This is a genomic window from Xanthobacter pseudotagetidis, assembly GCF_043194795.2.
Taxonomy (GTDB): Bacteria; Pseudomonadota; Alphaproteobacteria; order Rhizobiales; family Xanthobacteraceae; genus Xanthobacter; species Xanthobacter tagetidis_A.
Genome location: NZ_CM195534.1, coordinates 4,602,043 through 4,624,322, shown reverse-complemented (window position 1 = coordinate 4,624,322; position 22,280 = coordinate 4,602,043). Strand labels below are relative to the sequence as shown.

Below are 22,280 nucleotides of genomic sequence, written 5' to 3'. Positions count from 1 at the left end.
TGTCGAAGATGCGACGCGCGCACTGAAAGCGTTCGCTACCGCCGGAAACAGCGCTGGGGCGACGCTCGGCAGCGGGAAGAAGCAAAACGGCCCGGCTCTTGCTTCTCGGCATCAGCCCAGTCGAGGAGCGCACATGAGCGACACGAGACAGGGGAGCCGGCGCGGGCCGCTTCCGCCCTTCGCCGTCATCCTCGGCACAAACGAGATCGCGTCCGCCGTGGCGGTCCACCTGTTCTGGGCCGGCCACGGGGTGGTGCTGTCGCACGATCCCATGCCGCCGGTGATCCGCCGTCGCATGGCGTTCCACGATGCCCTCTACGATGACGCGGCCAACGTCGCCGGGGTGGTGGCCGGCCGGGCGGAGACCAGCATTGAGGTCCGCGACCGGCTGACCGCCGGGGCGGGGGTGACGGTGACCGAGCTGGGCCTGCTCGACCTCATCGTCATCGGCGCCATCGACATCCTCGTCGACGCCCGCATGCACAAGTACGAGGTGACGCCGGACCTGCGGCGCCTCGGCCGTCTGGCGGTCGGCGTCGGGCCGGGCTTCTCCAGCGGCTTCAACTGCGACGTGGCGGTGGAAACCCGGCCTGGCCTCGCCGGCCGCGTGATCGCGCACGGCTCCACCGAGCCGCCGGACGGGGTGCCTTCGAGCCTTGGCGGCCAGCTCGCGGCCCGCTTCGCGCGCGCGGAGGTGGCGGGGCGCTGGCATACGGCGATCGAGATCGGCACACGGGTCTACAAGGATTTCATCGTCGGCTATCTGGGCGGGACGCCGGTGCGCGCGCCGTTCGATGGCTTCGTGCGCGGCGTGGCGCGTGACGGGACCGAGGTGCCGCAGGGCGTGAAGCTGCTGGAGATCGACCCGCGCGGGCGCACCGCCAGCTGGACCGGCATCGACGCGCGCGCCGGCGCCATCGCCAAGGGCGTCGTGCGCGCGCTCGCCCGTCACAAGGCGGCGCGGCGCCTGTCGACCCCACAGGTGCATCTCATCAAATGAGCAGGGGCAACGCCGCCGGGCAGCCACTGATCGAGCTGCGCTTCTCGCCGGACACGATCAATTTCGGCGACCTGCCGGAGGAGATCGACGCCTTGCTCCAGCAGGGCGTGGTCGCCTACCGCAAGGACCGGGCGGCCGCCGAGGCCTTGTTTCGCAAGGCGCTGGACGCGGCGCCGCAGGCCCTGCCGGTCTATTTCTGCCTCTACAAGATCCACACCTACCAGGGCAATCTCGACGAGGCCCTGAGCGCCGCCCGGCGCGGGCTGGAAGAGGCGGCCCGCCAGGCCGGCTGGAGGTCCGACTGGCGCGCCTGGACGCCCGGGCCGCTCGCCGCCGACGGCGCCGCGCGCTTCGCGCTCTACACGCTGAAGGCGCTGGCCTTCATCCACCTGCGCCGCGAGGAGCCCGACGCCGCCGCCGAGATGCTCCGCGCGCTGAGGGTGCTCGATCCCTCGGGCGCGGTGGGCTGGCCGGTGGTGGCCGAGCTGGCCGAGGGGCTGCGCTGAGGCCGCGATCCCGCCGATCCTGCGTCATCCGGTCCCGTATCCGCCGCATGGCATCGTGCTTGCAACGTTTTCGGCACGAGACCGGAGGCGTCGCAGTGTCCTGCCCCGTTGGGATGGCAGGCGCCGCCACGACCGCTCCGGAGCCCATGGACCGGCCCTCGCGGGCGCCTCGCGGCGCCAGAAAGGCTGCAGGATATGACGGAACTCGACATCGCCACGATGGCTCCCGACACGCAAGCCCCAGACACGCAGGCCATGACCGAGCGCGTGATCGCCGCGCTGCGCACGGTGCACGACCCCGAGATCCCGGTGAACATCTACGATCTCGGCCTGATCTATCGGCTGGACTGGCTGAGCGAGAGCTCGGTGGAGATCGATATGACCCTCACCGCGCCGGGCTGCCCGGTGGCGGGGCAGATGCTCACCTGGGTGGAGGAGGCGGTGCGCACGCTGCCCGAGATTGCCGAGGTGAAGGTCAATCTGGTCTTCGACCCGCCTTGGGATCGCTCCCGCATGTCGGAAGAGGTGCAGCTGGAGCTCGGGCTCCTGTAAAGCGGGGGACTTGGCATCGATCATCCCGGCGTCGCCTGCCGTTATATGCAGATTTATATTACGTCTCATGGCACCCAACATGCATGAGATCAGTGTTCGCCAAAGTGGCGCGCGACGGCGCCGGGCGAACGCCAACCCATGAGGGCTGCCATGATCGAACTGACTGCGAGTGACGCCCAGACCTTCTGCGCCTATCGGGCGGACCCCTCCGAGGCGCCCAAGGGCGCCGTTGTGATCCTGCCCGAGGCGGGGGACCGCGAGGACGGCATGCGCAAGATCGCCGACGGCTTCGCCGCCGAAGGCTATGTGGCGGTCGCGCCGGCGCTGGCGCCGGACGCCGACACCGCCTGGTCGCTCTCCGCCGTCCAGGCGACGGTGGACGCGGTGAAGGATGCGGGCAAGGTGGCGGTCGTCGGCTATGACCGTGGCGGCTATCTCGCCTTCCTCGCCGCCAACGAGGTGAAGGGCATCGCCTGCGCCATCGGCTATTATGGCGACGGCGTCTCCGGCACCCAGCGCGGCAAGTGCAAGGTGCCGACCCTGATGCATTTCGGCGAGGCGGACGAGGTGATCCCGCTGGAAGAGGTGACGCAGTTCCGTTTCGTTCGTCCGGACGTGAGCGCCTTCACCTATCCCGGCGCCGGTCACGGCTTCGCCACGGAGGGCGCGCCCGGCTACGACGCCGAGGTCGCCGGCATGGCGCAGGCGCGGACCCTGAACTGGATCGCGCAATATGTGCAGGGCCAGCCGCCCGTGACCATGAAGAATGCCGGCGCCTATGCGCTCGCGAAGACCGACAAGAAGGGCAAGAAGAAGGACGCCGACATGGGCCCGCCCATGGACTGACGGGGGGCATGGACTGACGGGGGCGGGCGCCGGACGCGGAGGGCCGTGGCATGAGCGTGATCGAGCACGATTTCGGCGCCGAGAAGCGCCGCAAGGAACGGCGCTTCCGCACCCTGCTCAGCCTCGATGCCCTGCACGAGCAGAACGTGCGGGCCAATCCGCTGCCCTATCTGGAACGCGCCAGCGAGCGCATCTTCCAGCTGGAGCGCGCCTTGTTCGAGGCTGCGCTCGCCGGCCGCCCCGATGCCGGCGCGCCCGGCCCGGAGCCGGGGACGCTGGTGGTCGAGGCGGGTGAATATGCCCGCCTCAGGGCCTGCCATGCCGCGGTCGAGCAGGCGCTCGCGGCGCTGTGCTCCGACGCGGAGGAGGACGGCGCGCCCTGACCGCCTGTCCGGAAATCGACGCGCCGCCGCGCCGCATGTGGCATTCGCGACGCGTGCCGCCGGACTTTCCATGCTCGCGCCCTTGGCAAGCTCCTTGCTGCGTCCGGCGCGAGAGCGGGACATCGCAGTCCCGGCAGCCGGGGAGGCGCTTGATGTCGAGCGGGTATTTCGTGGATTGGGACGGCAACGTGCGCAGCGTGGATGACCCCGGCGGCGGCTATCTGTGCGAGGCCGACCTGCCGGCGCGCTACGTGGCGATCACCACGAAGACCGGCGCGCTGGTGCACGAGGCGACGTTCTATAAGAGCCTCGCCGACATCGAGAAGGCGGGCATCAAGGCCGGCCTCGTGCCGGGATCGCACCCCTGGGGACGCAAGCAGGACGGCTTCTGAGGCGCGCGGGGAAGGGACCGATGGTCCCGCCCGGCGCCGGCTGCTGGAGGAGAAGGGACCATGCTGCCCACCACCATCCTCGTGGACGAGACGCCCCGCTGCGTGGTGCGTCCCAACGACACCAAGGCGCTGAACCGGTTCCTGCGCAATGCGCGGCCCTATCTTCTGGGCGACCTGGCGGATGGGGCCATCACCCATCGCCAGGCGAGCGAGGCCGAGCTTTCCCGCTGGCGCAGCGCCCTCGCTTTGCACGAGGCCTGGGGCGGGGCGGACGAGGATTTCTTCGGCGTGCCGCTTTAGAGCCCGCGCCGATCGGCTTGCAACGCAAACTGGTCGGATAACGCGTTCTCTATCATTGAGTTAGAGGGCACTTCACCGATCAAATTGATTCAATTGGATCGGATCGCGCGCTAGAGCATTGCGCTGCCTACCTCACTCCGCCGCCGGCCGTTCGTCGTTCGCCGCAACCGGCAGCGCCGGCGTTGGCTCAGGGGGCGCCTCGAACTCCAGCTGCTCCAGCCGCGTGCCGCGGCGGGCGATCTTGTCGGCCGAGACGAGAACCTTCGCAACGTCGTCGCCCGCCTGGGCGAAATGCCTGCCGAGGTCGCCGACGCGCTCGCGCAGGCGCGCCACGTCCTCCACCAGCGCCCCGACCTCGGCGCGGATGCGGTCCGCCTGCTCGCGCATGCGCGCATCCTTGGCGATCGCCTGCACCATCTGCACGGCCAGCATGAGCAAGGAGGGGGAGACCAGCACCACGCGGCGGCGGAACGCCTCCTGCACCACGGCGTCGAAATGCTCGTGGATCTCGCCATAGACCGATTCGGAGGGCACGAAGACAAGGGCGATGTCCTGCGTCTCCCCCGGCACGAGGTAGCGCTCGGCGACGTCGCCCACGTGCTTCATCAGGTCCGCCCGCAGGCGCTGGGCGGCGGCCTTGCGCGCTTCCGTCGTCGTCGCCTCGCGGAACTGGGTGACGCCTTCCAGCGGGAACTTGGCGTCGATCAGCAGCGGGCGCGGGTCGCCGGGCAGGAACACGGCGCAGTCCGGCCGCCGGCCGCTGGCGAGGGTGTGCTGGAAGGCGAAGCTATCCTTGGGCAGGCCGTCGGCGACGATCGCCTCCATGCGCGCCTGCCCGAACGCCCCGCGCGCCTGCTTGTTGGCGAGCGTCTGGCGCAATGACAGCACCTGGGAGGAGAGGTCGGAAAGGCTCTTCTCCGCCTGCTCCACCAGAGCGAGGCGCTCGGCGAGCCGGGCGAGGCTCTCGTGCGTCGCGCGGGCGGCGGAGGACATGCTCTCGCCGAGCCGGTGCGAGGTGGCGTCGAGGCGCTCTGCCACGGCGCGGGCGAGCTCCCCCTGGCGGTGGGCCAGCACCTCGCCCATGGATTGGACCCGCCCCGCCGTCTCCGCCTGGATGCGGGCCAGCTCGCGCATGCGCCGCTCCAGCTCCAGCGCCCGCACGGCATCCTCCGCATGGGCGACGGCGCGCGCGCGGGATTGTCGCCACAGGGCGAAGAGGAGGAGAACGAACAGCACAGCCACCACCGCCGCGCCGGCGGCGAGCGCCTCGGCAGGGGTCACGGCACGGCCGGCAAGGACGAAGAGCACGTCGGACATGATCTCTTCTACTGCATCATGAAGCGTGAACAAAGTGCGAACATATTGACCATCCGCACGGCATCGCTTATCTGCCGCTTATGTCCATCCGGCCCATCCTCATCCTTCCCGAGCCCAAGCTGCGCGCCATCTCCAAGCCGATCGAGAAGATCGACGGCGAGGTGCGCAAGCTGGTGGAGGACATGTTCGAGACCATGTACGACGCCCCCGGCATCGGCCTCGCGGCGATCCAGGTGGGCGTGGAGCGGCGCGTCGTCACCATCGACACCGCGCGCGAGGGCGAGGACAAGAAGCCCATCGCCCTGATCAATCCAGAGATCGTCGCCGCCTCGGACGAATTGTCGGTGTACAGCGAGGGCTGCCTCTCCATCCCCGAATATTACGAGGAGGTTGAGCGCCCGGCCCGGGTGGCGATCCGGTTCATGGATCTTGAGGGCAAGCTGCGCGAGATGGAGGCGGACGGGCTGTTCGCCACCTGCGTCCAGCACGAGATCGACCACCTGAACGGCGTGCTGTTCATCGATCACCTCTCGAAGCTGAAGCGCGACCGCGTCATCAAGAAGTTCACCAAGCAGGCGAAGCGCGAAGCCGAAGGCTGAGCCGGCGCCCCGCCGCCCGTCGCCGCCGCTTCCGGCCATAACGGACGAGACCTGAATGCGCATCGTCTTCATGGGCACGCCCGATTTCGCCGTGCCCACTCTCACCGAGATCGTCGCGCGCGGCCACGACGTGGTGGCGGTCTATACCCGCGCGCCGGCGCCGGCCGGGCGGCGCGGGCTCGACCTCACGCCCTCGCCCGTGCACCGCATCGCCGAGGGCTTCGGCATTCCCGTCCGCACCCCGCGCTCCCTGCGGAGCGAGGAGGAACTGGCCGCCTTCCGCGACCTCGCGCCGGAGGTGGCGGTGGTGGTGGCCTACGGCATGATCCTGCCGCAGGCGATCCTCGACGTTCCCGAGCTGGGCTGCCTCAACCTGCACGGATCGCTGCTGCCGCGCTGGCGTGGGGCGGCGCCGATCCAGCGCGCCATCATGGCGGGCGACGCCGAGACCGGCGTCGCGGTGATGCGCATGGAGGCGGGGCTCGACACCGGGCCGGTGGGCCTCGTGGAGCGCATCCCCATCGGGCCCGACATGACCGCGGGCGACCTGCACGACCGCATGATGCTGGTGGGCGCCGACCTGATGGCGCGTGCGCTCGCGGCGCTGGAGCGCGGCGCGCTCATCTTCACGCCCCAGAAGGCGGAGGGCGTCGCCTATGCCGCCAAGATTGAGAAGGCCGAGACCCGCATCGACTGGTCCCGCCCCGCGCGCGAGGTGCACGATCGCATCCGCGGCCTCTCGCCCTTTCCCGGCGCCTGGTTCCCCCTGGGCGCGGAGGAGGCGCGGGTGAAGGTGCTGCGCTCAACCCTCTCCGAGGGCGCCGGCGAGCCGGGCACGGTGCTGGACGAGGCGCTGACCATCGCCTGCGGCGAGGGGGCGGTACGGCTCCTGGAGGTGCAGAAGGCGGGCAAGCAGCCGGCCGGCGCCCAGGCCTTCCTGTCCGGCAACAAGGTGCCGCCGGGAACGCGGCTCGCTTGACGCGCCGCCGCCCGCCGCGTCCCATCGGTCATGCCCCGCTACAAGCTCACCATCGAATATGACGGCACCCCGTTCTGCGGCTGGCAGGTCCAGGCCGGCCAGCCGACCGTGCAGGGCGTGCTCATGGAGGCATTCGCGCGTTTCTGCGGCGAGGAGGTGACCGTCTCCGGCGCCGGCCGCACCGATGCCGGCGTCCATGCCACCGGCCAGGTGGCGCATGTGGACCTGTCGCGGGACTGGCGGCCCGACCAGGTGCGCGACGCCATGACGGCGCAGCTGCGCCCCCATCCGGTGGCGGTGCTGGCGGCGGAGAAGGTGCCGGGCGACTTCGACGCCCGCTTCTCAGCCGTGAAGCGGCACTATCTCTACCGCCTCGTGAACCGCCGCCCCGACCTCGCGCTCGACCGCGATCGGGCCTGGCGGGTGCCGAAGCGTCTCGATGCCGCCCGCATGCACGAAGCGGCGCAGCGGCTCCTGGGAAAGCACGATTTTTCCACCTTCCGCGCCGCCGAGTGCCAGGCCGCCTCGCCGGTGAAGACGCTGGACCTTCTGGATGTGGCGCGGGAGGGCGATGCCATCCGCATCACCACCTCGGCCCGCTCGTTCCTGCACCACCAGGTGCGCTCCATGGTGGGCTCGCTGGTGCGGGTGGGGGAGGGCGTGTGGAGCCCGGACGACCTGGAGGCGGCGCTCAAGGCCGCCGACCGCCGGCGCTGCGGCCCCATGGCGCCGGCCTGCGGCCTCTATCTGGTCGGCGTCGACTACCGCATGGACGAGGCGCAGGCCGGCTGAGGCCCACGTCAAAAGGGCGCCGCGGCCAAGGCCGGGCGCCCCAATGTGCTCATGATCGGCTCACGCTCATCGCCAACCGGAGTGGCGACGGCGAGGGCTCAGATGGCGGCGTTGATCCACTGCACCAGCTTCGCCTTGGGGGCGGCGCCCACCTGGCGGGAGGCGATCTTGCCGTCCTTGAACAGCAGCAGGGTCGGGATCGACATGATGCCGTACTTGGACGCGGTGTTGGGATTCTCGTCCACGTTCAGCTTCACGATGCGGACCTTCTCGCCCAACTCGCCGGAGACCTCGTCCAGGATCGGCGCCACCATGCGGCAGGGGCCGCACCACTCCGCCCAGAAGTCGACAATCACCGGCGCGGACGACTTGAGCACGTCCTCGTCGAAGCTCTGATCGGAAACCTTTTCCACGGCCATGGCATACCTCGTAGGCGGCGAAGGGGCGAAATACCCGATGTTGATGCCGAACGTAGGGAGGCGCTCCCCATCCCGTCAAGGCACGTCACGCCGAGGTGAGCCCCAAAAGGCGGGAAAGCGCCGCATCGAGCACGGCCTGCGGCACCTCGATCACGACCGGGCCGGCGGTATAGACGAGGCGGGCGGCGATGGTCTGCCCCGGCATCGCCCGGCCGAGGACGGCGGCATAGGCGGCCAGCTGGGCGATGTAGGCCGGCTCAACCGCCGCAAGGCTTTCCGGGGGATTGCGGTCGGTCTTGAAGTCGGCGAGCAGCACCCGCCCGGGCGCCGGCACGAGCCGGTCGATCCGGCCGTTGACGGACAGGCGCGTGCCGTCGGCGGCGGTCAGGACGCCGACCACGGGCACCTCGGGCAGGCCGTCGCCGCCGAACAGGTCCGCGAGCGGCGCATGACGCAGGACGACCAGCGCTTCGTCCAGGATTTCGGCATGGTCGTCGTCCCGGGAGAGGCGGGGGGCGGCGTGGGCGAGGAAGCGCAGCCCCGCCTGCTCGCGCACGGCGTCGGCGACGGCGGGCAGCGCCGCCAGCAACCGGTGGACGAGATCGCCCCGGACCAGCGCCGACAGGGCGGGTGATTCGCGTTCCTTCCCAGGGCCTTGCAGCGCCGGCCTGGCTGCGGTCCGGGACGGCCGCAGGGGGCGTGGGGCGGCTTCCGGCGGCGGCGGGCCGAAGCGCGGGAGCGCCTGCGGCGCCGGCGCCTCCGCGGGTCCCTCGGCGGCATCGGCGCGGCCGAGGCCGGGCCCCCGGCGCCAGCGCAGCACCGTTCCCTCGAAGCCAAGTGCCTGGACTTCCTCGGCTTCATCGACCAGCGCATCCCGCACGAGGTCGTACCAGCACCCCTCCGGCCGGGCATGGGCCTTGCCCTTGGCCGGCTGGCGCGTCTCCGCCCCGCACACCACGAGCGCGTCCTCGGCGCGGGTCAAGGCGACGTACAGGAGGCGGTGAAGCTCCTCCTGGTCCCGTCCAAGTGCGCGAGTCCTGGCCGAGTCCAGTACCGGCGTATCCTCGGCCTTGCGCGGCGCCAGAATCGGGATCGGCGCGCCGCCCCCCGCGGGCAGCTTCAGGAAGCCGCCCTCGGTCCTCGGCTTCGGCATGTCGACCGTGTCGGCGAGGATGACCAGCGGCGCCTCCAGTCCCTTGGCGCCGTGGACGGTCATGACGCGCACCTCGTCGCGGGCGCCCTCCATGTCGCGCTTCACCTCGGCGCCGCCGCGCCGCAGGAAGGCGAGGAAGCCGGGCAGGCTCGCCGCCTCCCACTGCTCGTAGGTCCGGGCCAGCGTCATGAATTCCGAGATCGCGTCCGCCGCCTCCGGGCCGAGCCGGGCGAGGAAGGCGCGCCGGCCGCCGTCGCGGCCGAGCACGCCGGCATAGAAGTCGAACGGGCGCAGCGTCAGCGCCTCGCCGCGCCAGCGCGCGAGGCGCTCCAGCGCGGCCGTGAGCCGCGGATCGCCGCCGGCGCGGGCCGTGAGCGCGTCCATCAGGCGCCCCTGCCGGCCGGGGCACCAGGCCATCAGGTCGTCGTCGGTGAAGCCGAACAGCGGGCTCTTCAGAACGGTGGCGAGCGCGAGATCGTCCTCGGGCGAGAGCAGAGCGTCGGCGAGCGCCATCAGGTCCATGGCGGCGATGTGCTGCGCCACCACCAGGCGGTCCGCCCCGGCGACGGCGACGCGGGGGTCGCCCAGCTCCTTCAGCGCCCGGATCACCGCCTCGAAGATCTTGCCGCGCCGGCGCACCAGGATCAGCACGTCGCCGGCCTTCAGCGGCCGGCCGCCACGCGAGGGCACGCCGACGCCCGCCGCCACCGCCGCCTGCACGAAGCGGGCGATGCGGACCGCGAGCGCGTTCACCGGGTCGTCGGCGGGCACTTGGTCGAGCGGCCGGCGCCAGTCGTCCACCTCGGGCCTCGGCGCGGGCGTGGTGGTGGGCCACACCTCCATCAGAGCCGGCGCCCCGGCGCGGATGGGCGCGTGGGCGGGAGCGACGTTCTCCAGCGTCAGGCCGCGATGGGCGGCCTCGCTCCTGAACACCGCGTCCACCGCCTCCAGCACGCCGGGCGCGGAGCGGAAGGAGTGCGGCAGCTCCACCCGCGCGAACCGCTCGCTCCCGGCCTTGCGCTCGAACGTGGACCGCATGCCGCCGAACGCCGCCGGCTCCGCCCCCTGGAACGAGAAGATGGACTGCTTCTCGTCCCCCACCACGAACACGGTGCGGGTGACGTCCTCGCGCGCGCCGGCGCCGGAGAAGAAGTCGGAGGTCAGCCCCTCCACCACCTTCCATTGCGCCGGGCTCGTGTCCTGCGCCTCGTCCACGAGGATGTGGTCGATGCCCTGGTCGAGCTTGAAATGGACGAAGGAGGCCGGCACCGCATTCAGCAGGCCGGAGGCCTTCTGGATCAGGTCGTCGAAGTCGAGCAGGCCGCGCGCCGCCTTCTCCGCCTGGTAGCGTGCGCAGATGCGGGCACCGAGCGCGTGGGCGGAAAGCGTGCGCTCCAGCGCCAGCGCGCCGCGCAGCTCCTCCTGGAGCGCGGCGAGGCGGGCCTGCTCGTCGGCGAGCTGCCGGGCGAGGTCCGGCTCGGCGGCGGCCGCCGCCTTGGTGAGGAGCGCGGCGCGCGGCTCGCCCTTGTCGGTGAAGAACACGTCCAGATAGGCGGCCAGCGCCTCGGCGTCGGTCTCCGCCTCGGCCGCCGCCAGCAGGGTGGCGGCGCGCTTCCTGTCATTGGCGCTGCCCGCCGCGTCGATGGCCCCGGCCGCGCCCCTCCAGGCGCCGCGCGGCAGGTGCGGGCTCTCCAGCATGGCGGCGCGCACGCCCTCGCTGGAGGTTCCGGCGGGCAGGCCGAGCGCGGCGGCGAGGCCGGCGCGGCGGCTGGCCTCGGTCGGCCCCAGGGCCTCGATGCCGGCGCGGTGCGCCACGGCGGCCTCCAGCATCGCCGTCAGGCTGGCGTCGGACATCTCCGCCATGAGGCGGAACAAGGCGCGGCCGAGCGGCCCCTCGGGATCGGCCGCCGCCTCCATCACCAGGTCGGCGCGCAGCCGGCCCATGATCTCGGCGCGGCCGGCATCGTCCAGCTCGCGGAAACCGGCCGCGACCTCGGCCTCGAATGGGAAGCGATGCAGCAGCGCGCCGCAGAAGGCGTGGATGGTCTGGATCTTGAGCCCGCCCGGCGTCTCCAGCGCCGCCGCGAACAGGCGCCGCGCCCGCGCCCGGAGCGCCGCCGTCACCGGGCCGCCATGGGCGGCGGCGATGGCGGCATCGAGCCCCGCATCGTCGAGGCGGACCCATTCGCCGAGGATCTTCAGCACCCGGTTCGCCATGTTGGCGGCGGCGGCCTTGGTGTAGGTCAGGCACAGGATGCGCCCCGGCGGCGTGCCGGCGAGCAAGAGCCGGATCACCCGGCGCGCCAGCACGTGGGTCTTGCCCGAGCCGGCATTGGCCGAGACCCAGGCGGAATGCGCCGGCCGCGAGGCCAGCTCCTGGCGGCGCGTCGCCTCGGCGAGCGGGCCGCGCGCGCCGTCCTGCGCCTCGGAGCCGGGCGGGGGCGCGCTCATTCGTCCTCCTCCCCGCCCAGCGCCCATTCGCGCACCCGGGCGAGATGGTCGTAGTCGCCGAACCGCCCGCGCCACTGCGGCGCGGCGAGCGAGCGGTAGCCCTGCGCCGGGTCGTCGAAGGCGGCGAGCAGGCCCGTCAGGCCGGCGAGGGCGTCGTCCGCAAGCTCCGCCGCGCCCTTTCTGCCGGTGACGGGCTTCACCTCGCCGCCCGCGGCGCCGCCCTTCAGCTCCACATAGGCCAGCTCGCCCACCTCGGCCGCCGGCACGTCCCTGAAGGCGCCCTTGCGCACCATGGCCGCCTCCAGGGGCAGCTGGGGCGAGAGCGAGGCCGCCTGCCGGGCGGTGGGGGCGGTGCCGGTCTTGAAGTCGAGGATGTCGGCGCGCCCGTCCGCGCGCAGCTCGATGCGGTCGGCGCGGGCGGCGAGCTCGAACGGGCCGGCGGGAAGATCGAGCGTCAGCGCGCCGGATGTCTCCGCCACCACCCGGTCGAGCGCCGGCCTGCGCTCGCGCTCCAGCGCCACCAGGAAGGCGGCGGCGCGCTCGAAGCGCGCCCACCACAAGGCATGCTCGGCGCCGAACGCCTCCAGCGGGCGGAACGCGGCGCGGCCGTGGTCGAGGAGGCGTGCCAGCGCGTCGGGCGGCAGCTCGCGCGGGAAGTCGCGGGCGAAATTGCCCACCGCCTCATGCAGCGCGCTGCCGCGCTCGGCGCCGCCCGGCGCCGCGTCCAGCGGGTCGAGCGGCGCGAGGCCGAGCACGTGGCGGGCATAGATGGAATAGGGATCGCGCAGCAGCGTCTCGATCTCCGTCACCGTCAGGCGGCGCGGGCGCAAGGCCAGCGGCGGCGCGGGCGCGGGGCGGGAGAGGCGCGGCACCGGCGGGGCGACGTCGAGGGCGGCGGCGGCCACGCGCCAGCGCGCGCCGCGCGCCAGCGCCTCTTCCCAGAGCGCGGCGCCGGCGACCGTGCGCAGGCGCTGCACGAAGCGCGAGGGCACGCTCTGCGCGCCCGCGACCTTGGCGGCATAGGTGAGCACCACGTCCTTGGCGGCGAAGCCCTGGACGAAATCGTGCGCCGACAGGCCGATGCGCCGCTCCGGCAGATCGAGCCCCAGCTCCGCGCGCATGGGGCGGCTGAGCCAGGGGTCGGTCTCCGGCAGGGCCGGCCAGGTGCCCTCCACCAGGCCGCCGAGGATCATGCGGTCGAAGGCGAGCAGGCGCGCCTCCAGCGGGCCGAGGATACGCAGGCGCTCCGGACCCCGCGCGAGCGGGCGCACCATGGTGTCGCCGAGCAGGGTGACGGCGGCATCCGCATAATCGGCGAGCGTGAGGTCCGGCCCGTCCGCCGCGCCGTCGGCGATCTCGACGAAGGCGGCGGCGAGCGCGGTCTCGGCGGGGTCGTCGGCATCGGGGTTGAGCGGGCCGGCCACCGCCTCGACGGCGGCGCGGTGGGCGGCGACGAGGTCCGCGAACGGCTGCGGCTCCCGTCCGGCGCGCGCCAGGAGCGGCGCCAGCGCGTCCGCGAGGCGGCGGGCGAGGTCCTTGGCCGGCGCAAGGCGCGCGGCGCCCACCCGGCGGCGCGGATCGCGCGGATGGAGCGTGCCCTGGTCGAAGGCGTCCAGCGCGGCGATGAGGCCTGCGGCGCCGGGGCTCGGGCGCGGGCCGCGCAGCACCGCCAGCTCCAGCGCGGAGAGCGCCTCGGCCTTGGCGTCCGGATCGAGCCCGAGCGTGGCGCGCGGATGGGACAGGAGCGCGAACAGCGGCACCGGCGCGAGGTCCGCCGCCGCGGCGTCGGCCACCAGCCGGGCGAGGCGCCCGAGCGCGGTCTCGCCGAGCGGCGTGCCGGCGGAATCGTCGACCACGACGCCGAACCGCTCCAGCTCGGCGGCGACCCGCCGGGCGAGATCGCGGTCGGGGGTGACGAGGGCGGCGGTCTCGCCGGGCCGCTCCAGGGCGTCGCGCAGGAGGAGGGCGATCGCCAATGCCTCCTCGCGCGGGTCCTGCGCCTCCACCACGCTGACGCCGGCCATGGCCTCGGCCCGCGCCGCCGGCGGCAGGCGCGCGTCGAGGCGCGCCCAGGCGTCGGAGGTCTCCGCCTGCCGCAGCGCCTCGCTGGCGAGCAACTCGCGGGCGGGGCGCGCGGGCGCGGCGAGCGGGATCACGTCGGCGCGCCCGATCTCCAGGAATCCGAGCAGGCGCGCGAGGCCGTACTGGGGATGGTCCGGCGCCCCGTCCCCGGCCCTGGCGAGGCAGGCGAAGGCGGCATCCTCCGCCATCCGGTCGAGGCCGGGCAGCACCACGGCGCCGCGCGGCAGGCGCGAGATCGCCTTCAGGAGCCGGGCGGTGGCCGGCAGCGAGCCGGTGGAGCCGGCGGCGATGACCGGGCCGGCGTCCGCGCCCAGCGCCTGAAGCCGGCCCGCCTCCGCATCCACCAGCGCGTCGCGGCGCTGGGCCGGCTCCACCATGCCCTTTTCGGCGAGATGGGCGGAAAGGCCGGCGCGGGCGATGCGCAGGAAGTCGAGGCTCAGCTCGAAATAGGGGTCGTGCTCGCGCGGCACCAGGGCCTTGAGGCGCTCGGGCGCGATGCCGGCGGTGGTGAGGTCGTCGAACAGGTGCGCCAGCGCGTCGGCGAGCGCGAAGGTGGCCGCCGGCCCCGCCGCCACCGCCGCCTGGCCCGCCCCTGCCGCCAGCGCCGCGCGCCAGCGCGCCACCAGAGCGGCCAGCGCGATGCGCCGGGCGGTGGGGCTCATGGCGTGGGGCGCGGCGAGCAAAGGCGCGTCCTCGGAGAAGGCGAGCGCGTCCTCGTCCACGTCGCCCAGCGGCACGATGCGCGGCAGCAGCAGCGCCTCCCGGCCGGAGGCCGCGAGCAGCGCGTCGGCGAACGCGCGGCAGGCGCGCCGGGTGGGCAGGAACACGGTGGCGCGGGCGAGCGCCAGGGGATCGCCGCGCGGGGCGAAGCCGTCCACCACCGCGCCGTCCATGAGGCCGTGCGCCAGCGCCGGCAGGAAGTCGGCGGAGGGGGGAAGGGTCAGCACCCGGGCCATCGGCGCCGCGCCTCCGCTCAGTCGCTCGAGCGCCGGATCGCCTCCTCGGCGAGGGCGATGGCGTCGGGCGTGCCCACATGCATCCAGACGCCTTCCAGGCGGATGCCGCTGAGGCGCCCCGCGGCGGCGGCGGCGTCGAACACGCGGTTGAGGGAGAAGCGCTCCTCCTTCATGCCGGCGAACAGGTCCGGCGAGAGGATCGCGGCCCCGGCATAGACGAAGGGCGAGACCATGCGCTCGCCGCGCCGCGCGAGCCGGCCGCCGGTGTCCATGGTGAAGTCGCCGAGCCCGTCATAGCCGATGGAGAGCGCGCTCGGCGCCACCAGCAGCAGCGCGTCCATGCGCGCGGGATCGAAGGTGTCGGCGAGGCGCGGGATGTTGGGCTTCAGGCCCTCGATCCAGATGGTGTCGGAATTGATGGCGAGGAACGGCTGGTCGCCGATCAGCGCCAGCGCCCGCACTACGGCGCCGCCGGTCTCCAGCAGCGCGTCGCGCTCGTCCGAGACGACGATGCGCGGCGGCCCCTGACGGGTGGCGAGGTGCGCCTCCATCAGGTCGGCGTGATGGTGCACGTTGACGATGGCGGTGCCGATGCCGGCCTCCGCGACCCGGTCGAGCACGCGGTCGAGCAGGGCCCGTCCGGCGACCTTCAGCAGCGGCTTCGGCATGGTGTCGGTGAGCGGGCGCATGCGCGTGCCGAGGCCGGCGGCGAGCACCATGGCGGTATCGATGCGCGTCACGGGATGAGGTCCCCTCACTGGGTCGGGTCTTTGCCTGCGTCCGTCGTCTGGTCGGCGCCGCCGGTCCGGGTGAGGTCCTTCGCCGGCAGCACCGCCTCGTACCAGGTCTTGAGCGACCTGAGGTCCGGATGACCGAGGCTGCGCGCCAGGTAGCCCCGGATTCGCGGCAGGTGCCTCAGGTAATGGGGCTTCCCGTCGCGCCGATCAAGCCGGGTGAAGATGCCGAGGACCTTGCTCGCCCGCTGCGCCCCCATGGTGGCGTAGGAGCGGGCGAAGCCGCGGGTGTCGAAGTCCGGGTCCTGGGCCCGGCGCTGCTTCACATAGTGGCTGACGAGGTGCAGCTCCAGCGCCTCCGGCACGTCGACGCGCGCGTCCTGGGTGAGCGAGACCACGTCATAGGCGGCGGGGCCGAGCACCGCGTCCTGGAAGTCGATGAGCCCCACCTTGCGCAGGCCCTCGCGCTCTTCCATCCAGATCAGGTTCGGCGAGTGGTAGTCGCGCAGCACCCAGGTCTTCGGCTCGGCCAGCACCGGCACCAGCGCGCCGCGCCACAGGAGGCGGAACTCCTCGCGCACCACCGCGTCCACCGGCATGCCGCGGAACGGCAGGTACCAGTCGAGCATCAGGTCCAGCTCGGCGAGGAAGGCCTCCTTGTCGTAGGACGCGAGCGCGTGGTCGATGCGCGGCACCACGGGCAGGAGGTCCGGCAGCACGCGCCCGTGCAGCTCGGCCAGGACCTCGATGGCGGCCTCGTAGCGTTCCCTGATCGGCGCGGGCGGGGTGCCTTCGACCACGCCCTCCCGGCCGAGGTCCTCGATCACCAGCAGCCCGGCGTCGAGGTCCGCCGCTTCGATGGCGGGGGCCGACAGGCCCTGGGAGATCAGCGCCCGGTCCATGGCGACGAACGGCTTCACGTCCTCGGCGAGGTGGACGAGACGGCTGTAGGAAAGGCCGCGCGCCACCGGCGGGCCGTCCGGCCTCTGGGGGGCGTTCATGAGGATGGCGCGGCGCTCCGGCAGCACCAGCTGGGTGTAGGAGCGCGCCGAGGCATCGCCCTGGAGGAACCGCCATTCGGCCTCGCGGAAGCCGCTCGCCTGCGCCAGATCCTCGGCGATGGCGAGCCGGCGCAGGCGCTCGCCGAACGCGCCGCGGGCGGCGAGACGCGCGCGCCGCGCCTCCGGGCCGAGGTCGGGCGCCGGCTCGATGGTGATGTCGAGGCGCTCGGGCGCGAGCCGGCCGCCGGCGCGATCGGCCCATTCCACCAGCAGGAAGGCGTCGTCGCCGATCTCGTCCCAGCCGATCTCGTCCAGTTCCTCGTCGGAGGAGATGCGGTAGAGGTCGGCGTGCACCACGCGGCCGCGCGGCAGGTCGTAGCCGAGGATGATGGGAAAGGTCGGGCTCGGCACCTCCATGTGGCGCTCGCCCGCGAAGGCGCGCACGATGGCGCGCGCGAGCTCCGTCTTGCCGGCGCCGAGGTCGCCCGAGAGCGTGATCGTGTCCTTCACCCCGAACCAGGCGGCAAGGAACGCGCCGAGGCGCGCGACCGCCGCGACGTCCGGAAGATCGACCTCGTAGACATTGGGCCGGCCGGGGACACGGTGGAAGCGCGTGCTCATTCCGCGGCCTCTCCCGCGGCGTCCGGGCGCGCCGCGCCGCGCGTGGGGAACAGGCAGGCCGCCAGCGTGCCGCGCCCGCCCGCCGCCTTCACGCTGACCGAGCCGCCGTGCAGCTCCACGAACGAGCGCACGATGGCGAGGCCCAGCCCGACGCCCCGGTGGCGCGGGCCGGCGCTGCGGCTCTCGAAGCGGTCGAACAGCGTCTTCTCCACCTCCGCCGGCACGCCCGGGCCCTCGTCGCGCACGCTGAGCACCAGGCCGTCCGGCCGCCGCTCGGCGCAGAGCGTCACGCGCGCGCCCTCGGGCGAGACGGCGATGGCGTTGGCGAGCAGGTTGAACAGGATCTGGCGCACCCGCCGCGCGTCGGCGGTGAAGCGGCCGACATCGGCGGGCGCGGTCACCACGAGGCGCACCTTGGCCTCCTCCGCGAGCGCGCGCACCGCCTCGGCCGCGCCGGCGAGGGCCTCCGCCACGTCCACCTCGGCGAAGTCCAGCTCCATGGCGCCGGCATCGATGGCGGCGAGGTCGATCAGGTCGTCGATGAGCGCCCGCAGGGCGTCGGAGGACTGGCGCATATGGTCGAGATAGTCGCGCTGGCGCGTGCTGAGCGGGCCGGCGATGCCTTCGCGCAGCATGTCGGCATAGCCCACCAGCGTGTTGAGCGGCGTGCGCAGGTGATAGGAGACGTGGCCGACGAAGGCGTTCTTCAGCTTGTCCGCCGCCTCCAGAGCCTCGTTGCGCTCCACCAGCGCCCGCTCGCGCTCGGCGCGGGCGCGCTCGATCTGCGCGCTGTCGGTGACGTCCCGGAAGGTGACCATGGTGCCGCCGTCCGGCAACGGCTGGGCGCTGCCGTCCAGGACCCGCGCGTCGGGGCGCTCGATGCGGAAGCTCAGCGGCTCGCGCCGCTCGATCGCGGTGATCACGCCGCGGATGCGCGAGAAGGCCCGGCTCTCCCCGTGCAGCGGCCGGCACATGGCGGCCACGGTATCGATGTGGGGCTTTTCGCCCAGCACCTGGGCGTCCAGCGACCAGAGGGTCATGAACGCCTCGTTGTAGAGGTCGAGCCGCCCGTCCGAGCCGAACACCGCCACCGCCTCGGCGAGGCCGTCCAGCGTCTCGCCCTGGATGCGGATCAGGCTGTTGTAGCGGCTCTCCAGCGCCATGTGCTCGGAAAGGTCGTCGAACAGGTAGGTGACGCCGCCCTCGGCGTTGGGGGTGATGACGACCCGCAGCATCTGCCCGCCCGGCAGGTGCCAGAAGTCGTTGATCGGCTCGATGGCGCGGTAGGCCTCCTTCAGCTGGGTCCGCCAGGCGCTGAAGTTCGCCTGCTCGGGCACCTTCCGGCGCGCGCGAAGATCGGCCAGGATCTCGCCGTCGGAAGGCCGCTGGTCCAGGAAGGCGGGGGCGAGGTCGAACAGGCGCTCGTAGGCGGCGTTGTGGAACACGAGCCGCTCGTCGGCGCCGAAGATCGCCACCGCCGTGGTGAGCTGGTCGAGGGTGCGCCGGTGGGCGGCGATGGTGCGCGCGGTCTCGGCGCGGGCGGCCTCGGTCTCGGTGGCGTCGACGGCGCAGCCCGAGGTGCCGAACGGGCCGGAAACCTCCAGCACGTCGAGCTGGCAGCGCCGGCCCTCCGCCACTGCCTTCACCCGGCCGCGATAGGTCCCCGTGTCCCGCAGGGCCGCGGACGCTAAGGCGCGCGCCTTGTCATCCAGCAGGTCGAGGCCGGAGGCCTGCGCGGCGTCTGGCGTCGCGGCGCCGACCATGCGCAGGAAGGCGGCGTTGGCAAAATCGAGCGTGCCGTCCGGCCGGCGCTGCCAGACCGGCGTCGGCAGGGCGTCGAGCAGCGCCTTCAGCCCCCCCTCGGACGGCGCGGCGTCCGCCAGGGCGCGCAGCAGCAGCACGCCGGCGCCCGCGAGCGCATGGCCCTCCAGCGCGAGCGGGCGGCCGTCCGCAGCCGCGAGGGTCCGCGCGACATGCGCCGGCCCGGCGGCGGCGCGCAGGGCCGCGAGCGCGGCTTCGGCCTCCGCCGCCGCCTCGGCGCCGAGGAGCGGGGCGAAGGAGGGCTGCTCCAGGCCGAGACCTTCCGGCGCCTCGTCCGGCGCCGACCAGACCAAAGCATGGGGCGCATCGCCCGAGAGCAGGGCCTTCAGCGTGCGCAGCTGGGCGCGCGCCCGCGCCGCGGCGGCGCTGTCCTCGCGGGCCCGCGCCTCGGCCCGCGCCAGCGCCAGACGGCTGCGCCGGCGCAGCCCCAAGGCCACGAGAACGCCGACGAGGACGCCGGCGCCCGCGCCGGCCGCAAGCCACGCGATCCCGTGGGCCGGCGGCACCCATCGGGAGAGCAGCTCAGGCGCAAGACCCTGCGCCGCGGCCTCGGCCGGCGCGGCGGCGAGGCCGGCGAGAAGGGCGGCGGCGCGGCCGCATGGGATTGAAGGGGCGCCGGGCAGACGGCGCCGGGTCGCTTCGGACGCGGGTGGTGGGTTGGCGGCCCGGGGCTTCCGGCCGGTGTCCGGGCCGGTGTTCGGACTGCGCGGTTGCCGCGTGCGCCCCGCCATCAGACCCGGTGTCCTTTCCTCGACGGCGGGCGCGCCGATGGCGCCGCGCGAATCACCGTCCGACTGTAACGGACCCCCCGCCGGCATTGAAGTGGGATGGGCATTGGGTGGTGGGTGCGTTTGAAATCCCGTCGTTGGTCCGGGAACACCACGAACCCTCTCCCGCTCGCGGGGGAGGGCAGGGAGGGGGAAATCCTCGCCGGCAGGCCGGACACCGGTGAATCGCCCGCAGCTTGCTCCCTCCCCAACCCTCCTCGCAAGCGGGAGAGGGAGCAACGCCAGCTCTCAGTTTCCAACCGACCCACGACCGGGCCTTGGCATGCGGGGCGCCGGCGCCGGCGCGTCGGTCATCGCCCTGTCGCCCCGCGCGGTTCCATTTGGGTCCCGCTGTGCCATAGTCGGCGTCAACAGTCGCCGGCGGCTGCCGTTCACAACAGCGGTTCACCGCGCAGGTCCTGATCGATCGGCGTGGATCGCATTCCAGGGAAAGCGGGGAGAGCCCATGGCGCGCGTGGTGGATCCATTCCTGAAGGTATCTTCGCCCCGCATCTTCCTCGTGCGGATCATCGTCTTCCTGCTGCTGTGCGCGGCGCTCGCCGCCGTGCTGCACCGGCAGATCCTCGAAGCCTTCATGAACAATCCCGGCCTCAACGGGGTGATCTTCGGCGTGCTCGCGGTGGGCATCATCCACGCTGTCCGGCAGGTGGCGCGGCTGTTTCCCGAGGTGGACTGGGTCAACTCCTTCCGCCTCGCCGATCCGGGCCTCGCGGTCTCGCGGCCGCCGACTTTGCTCGCGCCCATGGCTTCGCTGCTCGGCGACAGGATCGGCCGCATGGCGATCTCCCAGTCCACCATGCGCTCGATCCTCGATTCCATCGGCACCCGCCTCGACGAGAGCCGGGAGCTGGCGCGCTACCTCACCGGCCTGCTGGTGTTCCTCGGCCTGCTCGGCACCTTCTGGGGCCTCTTGGAAACCGTCTCCTCCATCGGCGCGGTGATCGGCGCGCTGCAGGTGGGCCCCGATTCCGGCTCGGTGTTCGAGGACCTGAAGACCGGCCTCGCCGCGCCGCTCGGCGGCATGGGCATCGCCTTCTCGTCCTCGCTGTTCGGCCTGTCGGGCTCGCTGGTGCTGGGCTTCCTCGACCTGCAGGCCGGCCAGGCGCAGAACCGCTTCTACACCGACCTCGAGGACTGGCTCTCCACCACCGTGCGCGACCTCGACCAGGCGCCGGTGCCCGCCCGCGAGGCGGCGCGCGCGCCGGAGCGCCTGCCCCCCGCCGCCGAGCGTGCCGCCGCGCCCGCGAGCCCGCCGCCGCCGTTCGCGTTGCTGCCGCCGCCGGCGCCCATCGACATGGATCCGCTCATCGCCGCCATGGGCCGGCTGGAGAAGACCATGACCGAGGCCGGCTCGCAGCGCGTCACCACCGCCATGGCGCAGCTCGCCGAGAGCCTCCAGGGCCTCGTCACCCACATGCGCGCCGAGCAGGCGCTGCTGAAGCAGATGATCGAGGCCCAGGGCGGCCAGCAGGAGGAAGTGCGCCGTCTCGTCGAGCGCATCGACGCCGCCTCCGCCGAAGCGCGGCGGAGGGTCTGACGCCATGGCCCTCGGACGGCGCGGCGCGCGCGAGCGCGGCATCGACTACTGGCCCGGCTTCGTGGACGCCTTGTCGACGCTGCTGCTGGTGTTCATCTTCCTGCTGTCGGTGTTCATGCTCACGCAGTTCTTCCTGACCCAGGAGATGTCGGGCAAGGACAACGTGCTCCAGCGCCTGCAGGCGCAGATCCGCCAGCTGACCGAGTTGCTCTCGCTGGAGCGCGCCAGCGGCCAGAACATGGAGGGCGAGCTCTCCGCCCTGCGCGCCGGCCTGGAGGCCGCGCAGGGCGAGCGCGACGCGCTCCAGCGCGCCCAGGCGAGCGCTCCGGCCGCCCCCGACGCCGGCCGCGAGGACGCGCTCCGGCGCGAGCGCGACGCCGGCCTCGACGCCGCCGCCCGCGCCGCCGACCAGATCGCGCTCCTCAACCAGCAGATCGCCGCCTTGCGCCGGCAGATGGCGGCGCTGGAGGAGGCGCTCGGCGCCTCCGAGAAGCGCGACCAGGAGAGCCAGGCGCGCATCGCCGACCTCGGCCGCCGCCTCAACGTGGCTTTGGCCCAGCGGGTGCAGGAGCTGACCCGCTTCCGCTCGGAGTTCTTCGGCCGCCTGCGCGAGATCCTCGGCAACCGGCCGGACATCCGCGTGGTGGGCGACCGCTTCGTGTTCCAGTCCGAGGTGTTTTTCGATCCCGGCTCGGCGGTGCCCAAGCCCGAGGCGCTGCCGCAGCTCGACAAGCTCGCCTCGGCGATCCTGGAACTGGAGAAGAACATCCCGCCCGACATCGACTGGGCGCTGCGCATCGACGGGCATACCGACAACCGGCCCATCGCCACGGCGCAGTTCCCCTCCAACTGGGAGCTGTCGGCGGCGCGCGCCATCGCGGTGGTGCAGTATCTCATCAGCCGCGGCGTCAGCCCGCGCCACCTGATCGCCGCCGGCTTCGGCGAATACCAGCCCCTCGACACCGGCACCTCCGACGAGGCCCGCGCCCGCAACCGCCGCATCGAGCTGAAGCTGACCGAGCGGTGAGCCCTTCCGCCGAGGGTGGCTGAG

Annotated in this window: 19 protein-coding genes; 12 read left to right on the top strand and 7 right to left on the bottom strand. The window is 73.0% G+C overall.

Annotation, left to right across the window (positions count from 1 at the left end; genetic code table 11):
* Positions 1-133: 133 nt before the first annotated feature.
* From V5F67_RS21100 to V5F67_RS21070, 7 genes are all read left to right on the top strand, one after another.
* Positions 134-1,000, top strand: a complete 867-nt coding sequence (locus V5F67_RS21100) for a xanthine dehydrogenase (protein ID WP_394017977.1) — start codon at positions 134-136, stop codon at positions 998-1,000.
* On the top strand, positions 997-1,506 hold the full coding sequence (locus V5F67_RS21095) for a hypothetical protein (protein ID WP_394017976.1): 510 nt from the start codon (positions 997-999) through the stop codon (positions 1,504-1,506). Before V5F67_RS21100 ends, V5F67_RS21095 begins: the two co-directional genes overlap by 4 nt.
* A gap of 195 nt (positions 1,507-1,701) precedes the next feature.
* A complete protein-coding gene (locus tag V5F67_RS21090) occupies positions 1,702-2,058 on the top strand; it encodes an iron-sulfur cluster assembly protein (protein ID WP_394017975.1) in 357 nt (118 codons plus the stop codon).
* A 150-nt stretch (positions 2,059-2,208) separates the two neighbouring features.
* The gene (locus V5F67_RS21085; RefSeq protein WP_394017974.1) at positions 2,209-2,904 is read left to right on the top strand and encodes a dienelactone hydrolase family protein; all 696 of its coding nucleotides are present in this window, start codon (positions 2,209-2,211) and stop codon (positions 2,902-2,904) included.
* Between the two features lie 50 nt (positions 2,905-2,954).
* Complete coding sequence (locus V5F67_RS21080; protein ID WP_394017973.1) at positions 2,955-3,287, top strand: hypothetical protein; 333 nt, start codon at positions 2,955-2,957, stop codon at positions 3,285-3,287.
* Positions 3,288-3,439: 152 nt separating this feature from the next.
* Positions 3,440-3,679: a hypothetical protein gene (locus V5F67_RS21075; protein WP_394017972.1), complete on the top strand. Its 240-nt coding sequence runs from the start codon at positions 3,440-3,442 to the stop codon at positions 3,677-3,679.
* Positions 3,680-3,739: 60 nt separating this feature from the next.
* On the top strand, positions 3,740-3,979 hold the full coding sequence (locus V5F67_RS21070) for a hypothetical protein (RefSeq protein ID WP_394017971.1): 240 nt from the start codon (positions 3,740-3,742) through the stop codon (positions 3,977-3,979).
* 132 nt (positions 3,980-4,111) lie between these two features.
* On the opposite strand, the gene V5F67_RS21065 is transcribed toward V5F67_RS21070, so the two are convergent.
* Positions 4,112-5,296, bottom strand: a complete 1,185-nt coding sequence (locus V5F67_RS21065) for a DNA recombination protein RmuC (RefSeq protein ID WP_394017970.1) — start codon at positions 5,294-5,296, stop codon at positions 4,112-4,114.
* 80 nt (positions 5,297-5,376) lie between these two features.
* On the opposite strand from V5F67_RS21065, the gene def reads away from it, so the two are divergent.
* The 3 genes from def to truA are packed head-to-tail and all read left to right on the top strand — an operon-like array spanning position 5,377 to position 7,666.
* Positions 5,377-5,895, top strand: a complete 519-nt coding sequence (def, locus tag V5F67_RS21060; RefSeq protein ID WP_394017969.1) for a peptide deformylase — start codon at positions 5,377-5,379, stop codon at positions 5,893-5,895.
* A gap of 55 nt (positions 5,896-5,950) precedes the next feature.
* Complete coding sequence (gene fmt / locus V5F67_RS21055) at positions 5,951-6,874, top strand: methionyl-tRNA formyltransferase (protein ID WP_394017968.1); 924 nt, start codon at positions 5,951-5,953, stop codon at positions 6,872-6,874.
* Positions 6,875-6,904: 30 nt separating this feature from the next.
* A complete protein-coding gene (gene truA / locus V5F67_RS21050; RefSeq protein WP_394017967.1) occupies positions 6,905-7,666 on the top strand; it encodes a tRNA pseudouridine(38-40) synthase TruA in 762 nt (253 codons plus the stop codon).
* A 98-nt stretch (positions 7,667-7,764) separates the two neighbouring features.
* Here truA and trxA read toward each other — a convergent pair whose 3' ends face one another.
* From trxA to V5F67_RS21020, 6 genes are all read right to left on the bottom strand, one after another.
* Positions 7,765-8,085, bottom strand: a complete 321-nt coding sequence (gene trxA, locus V5F67_RS21045) for a thioredoxin (protein ID WP_394017966.1) — start codon at positions 8,083-8,085, stop codon at positions 7,765-7,767.
* A gap of 85 nt (positions 8,086-8,170) precedes the next feature.
* Positions 8,171-11,689, bottom strand: coding sequence for a double-strand break repair helicase AddA (gene addA, locus V5F67_RS21040; protein WP_394017965.1), 3,519 nt, complete (start codon positions 11,687-11,689; stop codon positions 8,171-8,173).
* The gene (gene addB / locus V5F67_RS21035; protein ID WP_394017964.1) at positions 11,686-14,727 is read right to left on the bottom strand and encodes a double-strand break repair protein AddB; all 3,042 of its coding nucleotides are present in this window, start codon (positions 14,725-14,727) and stop codon (positions 11,686-11,688) included. The genes addA and addB overlap by 4 nt, the downstream gene beginning before the upstream one ends.
* 17 nt (positions 14,728-14,744) lie before the next feature.
* A complete protein-coding gene (locus V5F67_RS21030) occupies positions 14,745-15,446 on the bottom strand; it encodes a nucleotidyltransferase family protein (protein ID WP_394018254.1) in 702 nt (233 codons plus the stop codon).
* Positions 15,447-15,481: 35 nt separating this feature from the next.
* A complete protein-coding gene (tsaE, locus tag V5F67_RS21025) occupies positions 15,482-17,083 on the bottom strand; it encodes a tRNA (adenosine(37)-N6)-threonylcarbamoyltransferase complex ATPase subunit type 1 TsaE (RefSeq protein ID WP_394017963.1) in 1,602 nt (533 codons plus the stop codon).
* Positions 17,080-19,341, bottom strand: a complete 2,262-nt coding sequence (locus V5F67_RS21020) for a PAS domain-containing sensor histidine kinase (protein WP_394017962.1) — start codon at positions 19,339-19,341, stop codon at positions 17,080-17,082. Before V5F67_RS21020 ends, tsaE begins: the two co-directional genes overlap by 4 nt.
* A 796-nt stretch (positions 19,342-20,137) precedes the next feature.
* Here V5F67_RS21020 and V5F67_RS21015 point away from each other — a divergent pair.
* Positions 20,138-21,229: a flagellar motor protein MotA gene (locus tag V5F67_RS21015; protein WP_394017961.1), complete on the top strand. Its 1,092-nt coding sequence runs from the start codon at positions 20,138-20,140 to the stop codon at positions 21,227-21,229.
* Positions 21,230-21,233: 4 nt separating this feature from the next.
* Positions 21,234-22,256: a peptidoglycan -binding protein gene (locus V5F67_RS21010; RefSeq protein WP_394017960.1), complete on the top strand. Its 1,023-nt coding sequence runs from the start codon at positions 21,234-21,236 to the stop codon at positions 22,254-22,256.
* The last annotated feature ends 24 nt before the right edge of the window (positions 22,257-22,280 follow it).

What these genes read in the sequence shown, in the direction of transcription:
- V5F67_RS21100 (WP_394017977.1), top strand. Translation starts at nt 134, where the DNA reads ATGAGCGACACGAGACAGGGGAGCCGGCGCGGGCCGCTTCCGCCCTTC.
- V5F67_RS21095 (WP_394017976.1), top strand. Translation starts at nt 997, where the DNA reads ATGAGCAGGGGCAACGCCGCCGGGCAGCCACTGATCGAGCTGCGCTTC.
- V5F67_RS21090 (WP_394017975.1), top strand. Translation starts at nt 1,702, where the DNA reads ATGACGGAACTCGACATCGCCACGATGGCTCCCGACACGCAAGCCCCA.
- V5F67_RS21085 (WP_394017974.1), top strand. Translation starts at nt 2,209, where the DNA reads ATGATCGAACTGACTGCGAGTGACGCCCAGACCTTCTGCGCCTATCGG.
- V5F67_RS21080 (WP_394017973.1), top strand. Translation starts at nt 2,955, where the DNA reads ATGAGCGTGATCGAGCACGATTTCGGCGCCGAGAAGCGCCGCAAGGAA.
- V5F67_RS21075 (WP_394017972.1), top strand. Translation starts at nt 3,440, where the DNA reads ATGTCGAGCGGGTATTTCGTGGATTGGGACGGCAACGTGCGCAGCGTG.
- V5F67_RS21070 (WP_394017971.1), top strand. Translation starts at nt 3,740, where the DNA reads ATGCTGCCCACCACCATCCTCGTGGACGAGACGCCCCGCTGCGTGGTG.
- V5F67_RS21065 (WP_394017970.1), bottom strand. Translation starts at nt 5,296, where the DNA reads ATGTCCGACGTGCTCTTCGTCCTTGCCGGCCGTGCCGTGACCCCTGCC.
- def (WP_394017969.1), top strand. Translation starts at nt 5,377, where the DNA reads ATGTCCATCCGGCCCATCCTCATCCTTCCCGAGCCCAAGCTGCGCGCC.
- fmt (WP_394017968.1), top strand. Translation starts at nt 5,951, where the DNA reads ATGCGCATCGTCTTCATGGGCACGCCCGATTTCGCCGTGCCCACTCTC.
- truA (WP_394017967.1), top strand. Translation starts at nt 6,905, where the DNA reads ATGCCCCGCTACAAGCTCACCATCGAATATGACGGCACCCCGTTCTGC.
- trxA (WP_394017966.1), bottom strand. Translation starts at nt 8,085, where the DNA reads ATGGCCGTGGAAAAGGTTTCCGATCAGAGCTTCGACGAGGACGTGCTC.
- addA (WP_394017965.1), bottom strand. Translation starts at nt 11,689, where the DNA reads ATGAGCGCGCCCCCGCCCGGCTCCGAGGCGCAGGACGGCGCGCGCGGC.
- addB (WP_394017964.1), bottom strand. Translation starts at nt 14,727, where the DNA reads ATGGCCCGGGTGCTGACCCTTCCCCCCTCCGCCGACTTCCTGCCGGCG.
- V5F67_RS21030 (WP_394018254.1), bottom strand. Translation starts at nt 15,446, where the DNA reads ATGGTGCTCGCCGCCGGCCTCGGCACGCGCATGCGCCCGCTCACCGAC.
- tsaE (WP_394017963.1), bottom strand. Translation starts at nt 17,083, where the DNA reads ATGAGCACGCGCTTCCACCGTGTCCCCGGCCGGCCCAATGTCTACGAG.
- V5F67_RS21015 (WP_394017961.1), top strand. Translation starts at nt 20,138, where the DNA reads ATGGCGCGCGTGGTGGATCCATTCCTGAAGGTATCTTCGCCCCGCATC.
- V5F67_RS21010 (WP_394017960.1), top strand. Translation starts at nt 21,234, where the DNA reads ATGGCCCTCGGACGGCGCGGCGCGCGCGAGCGCGGCATCGACTACTGG.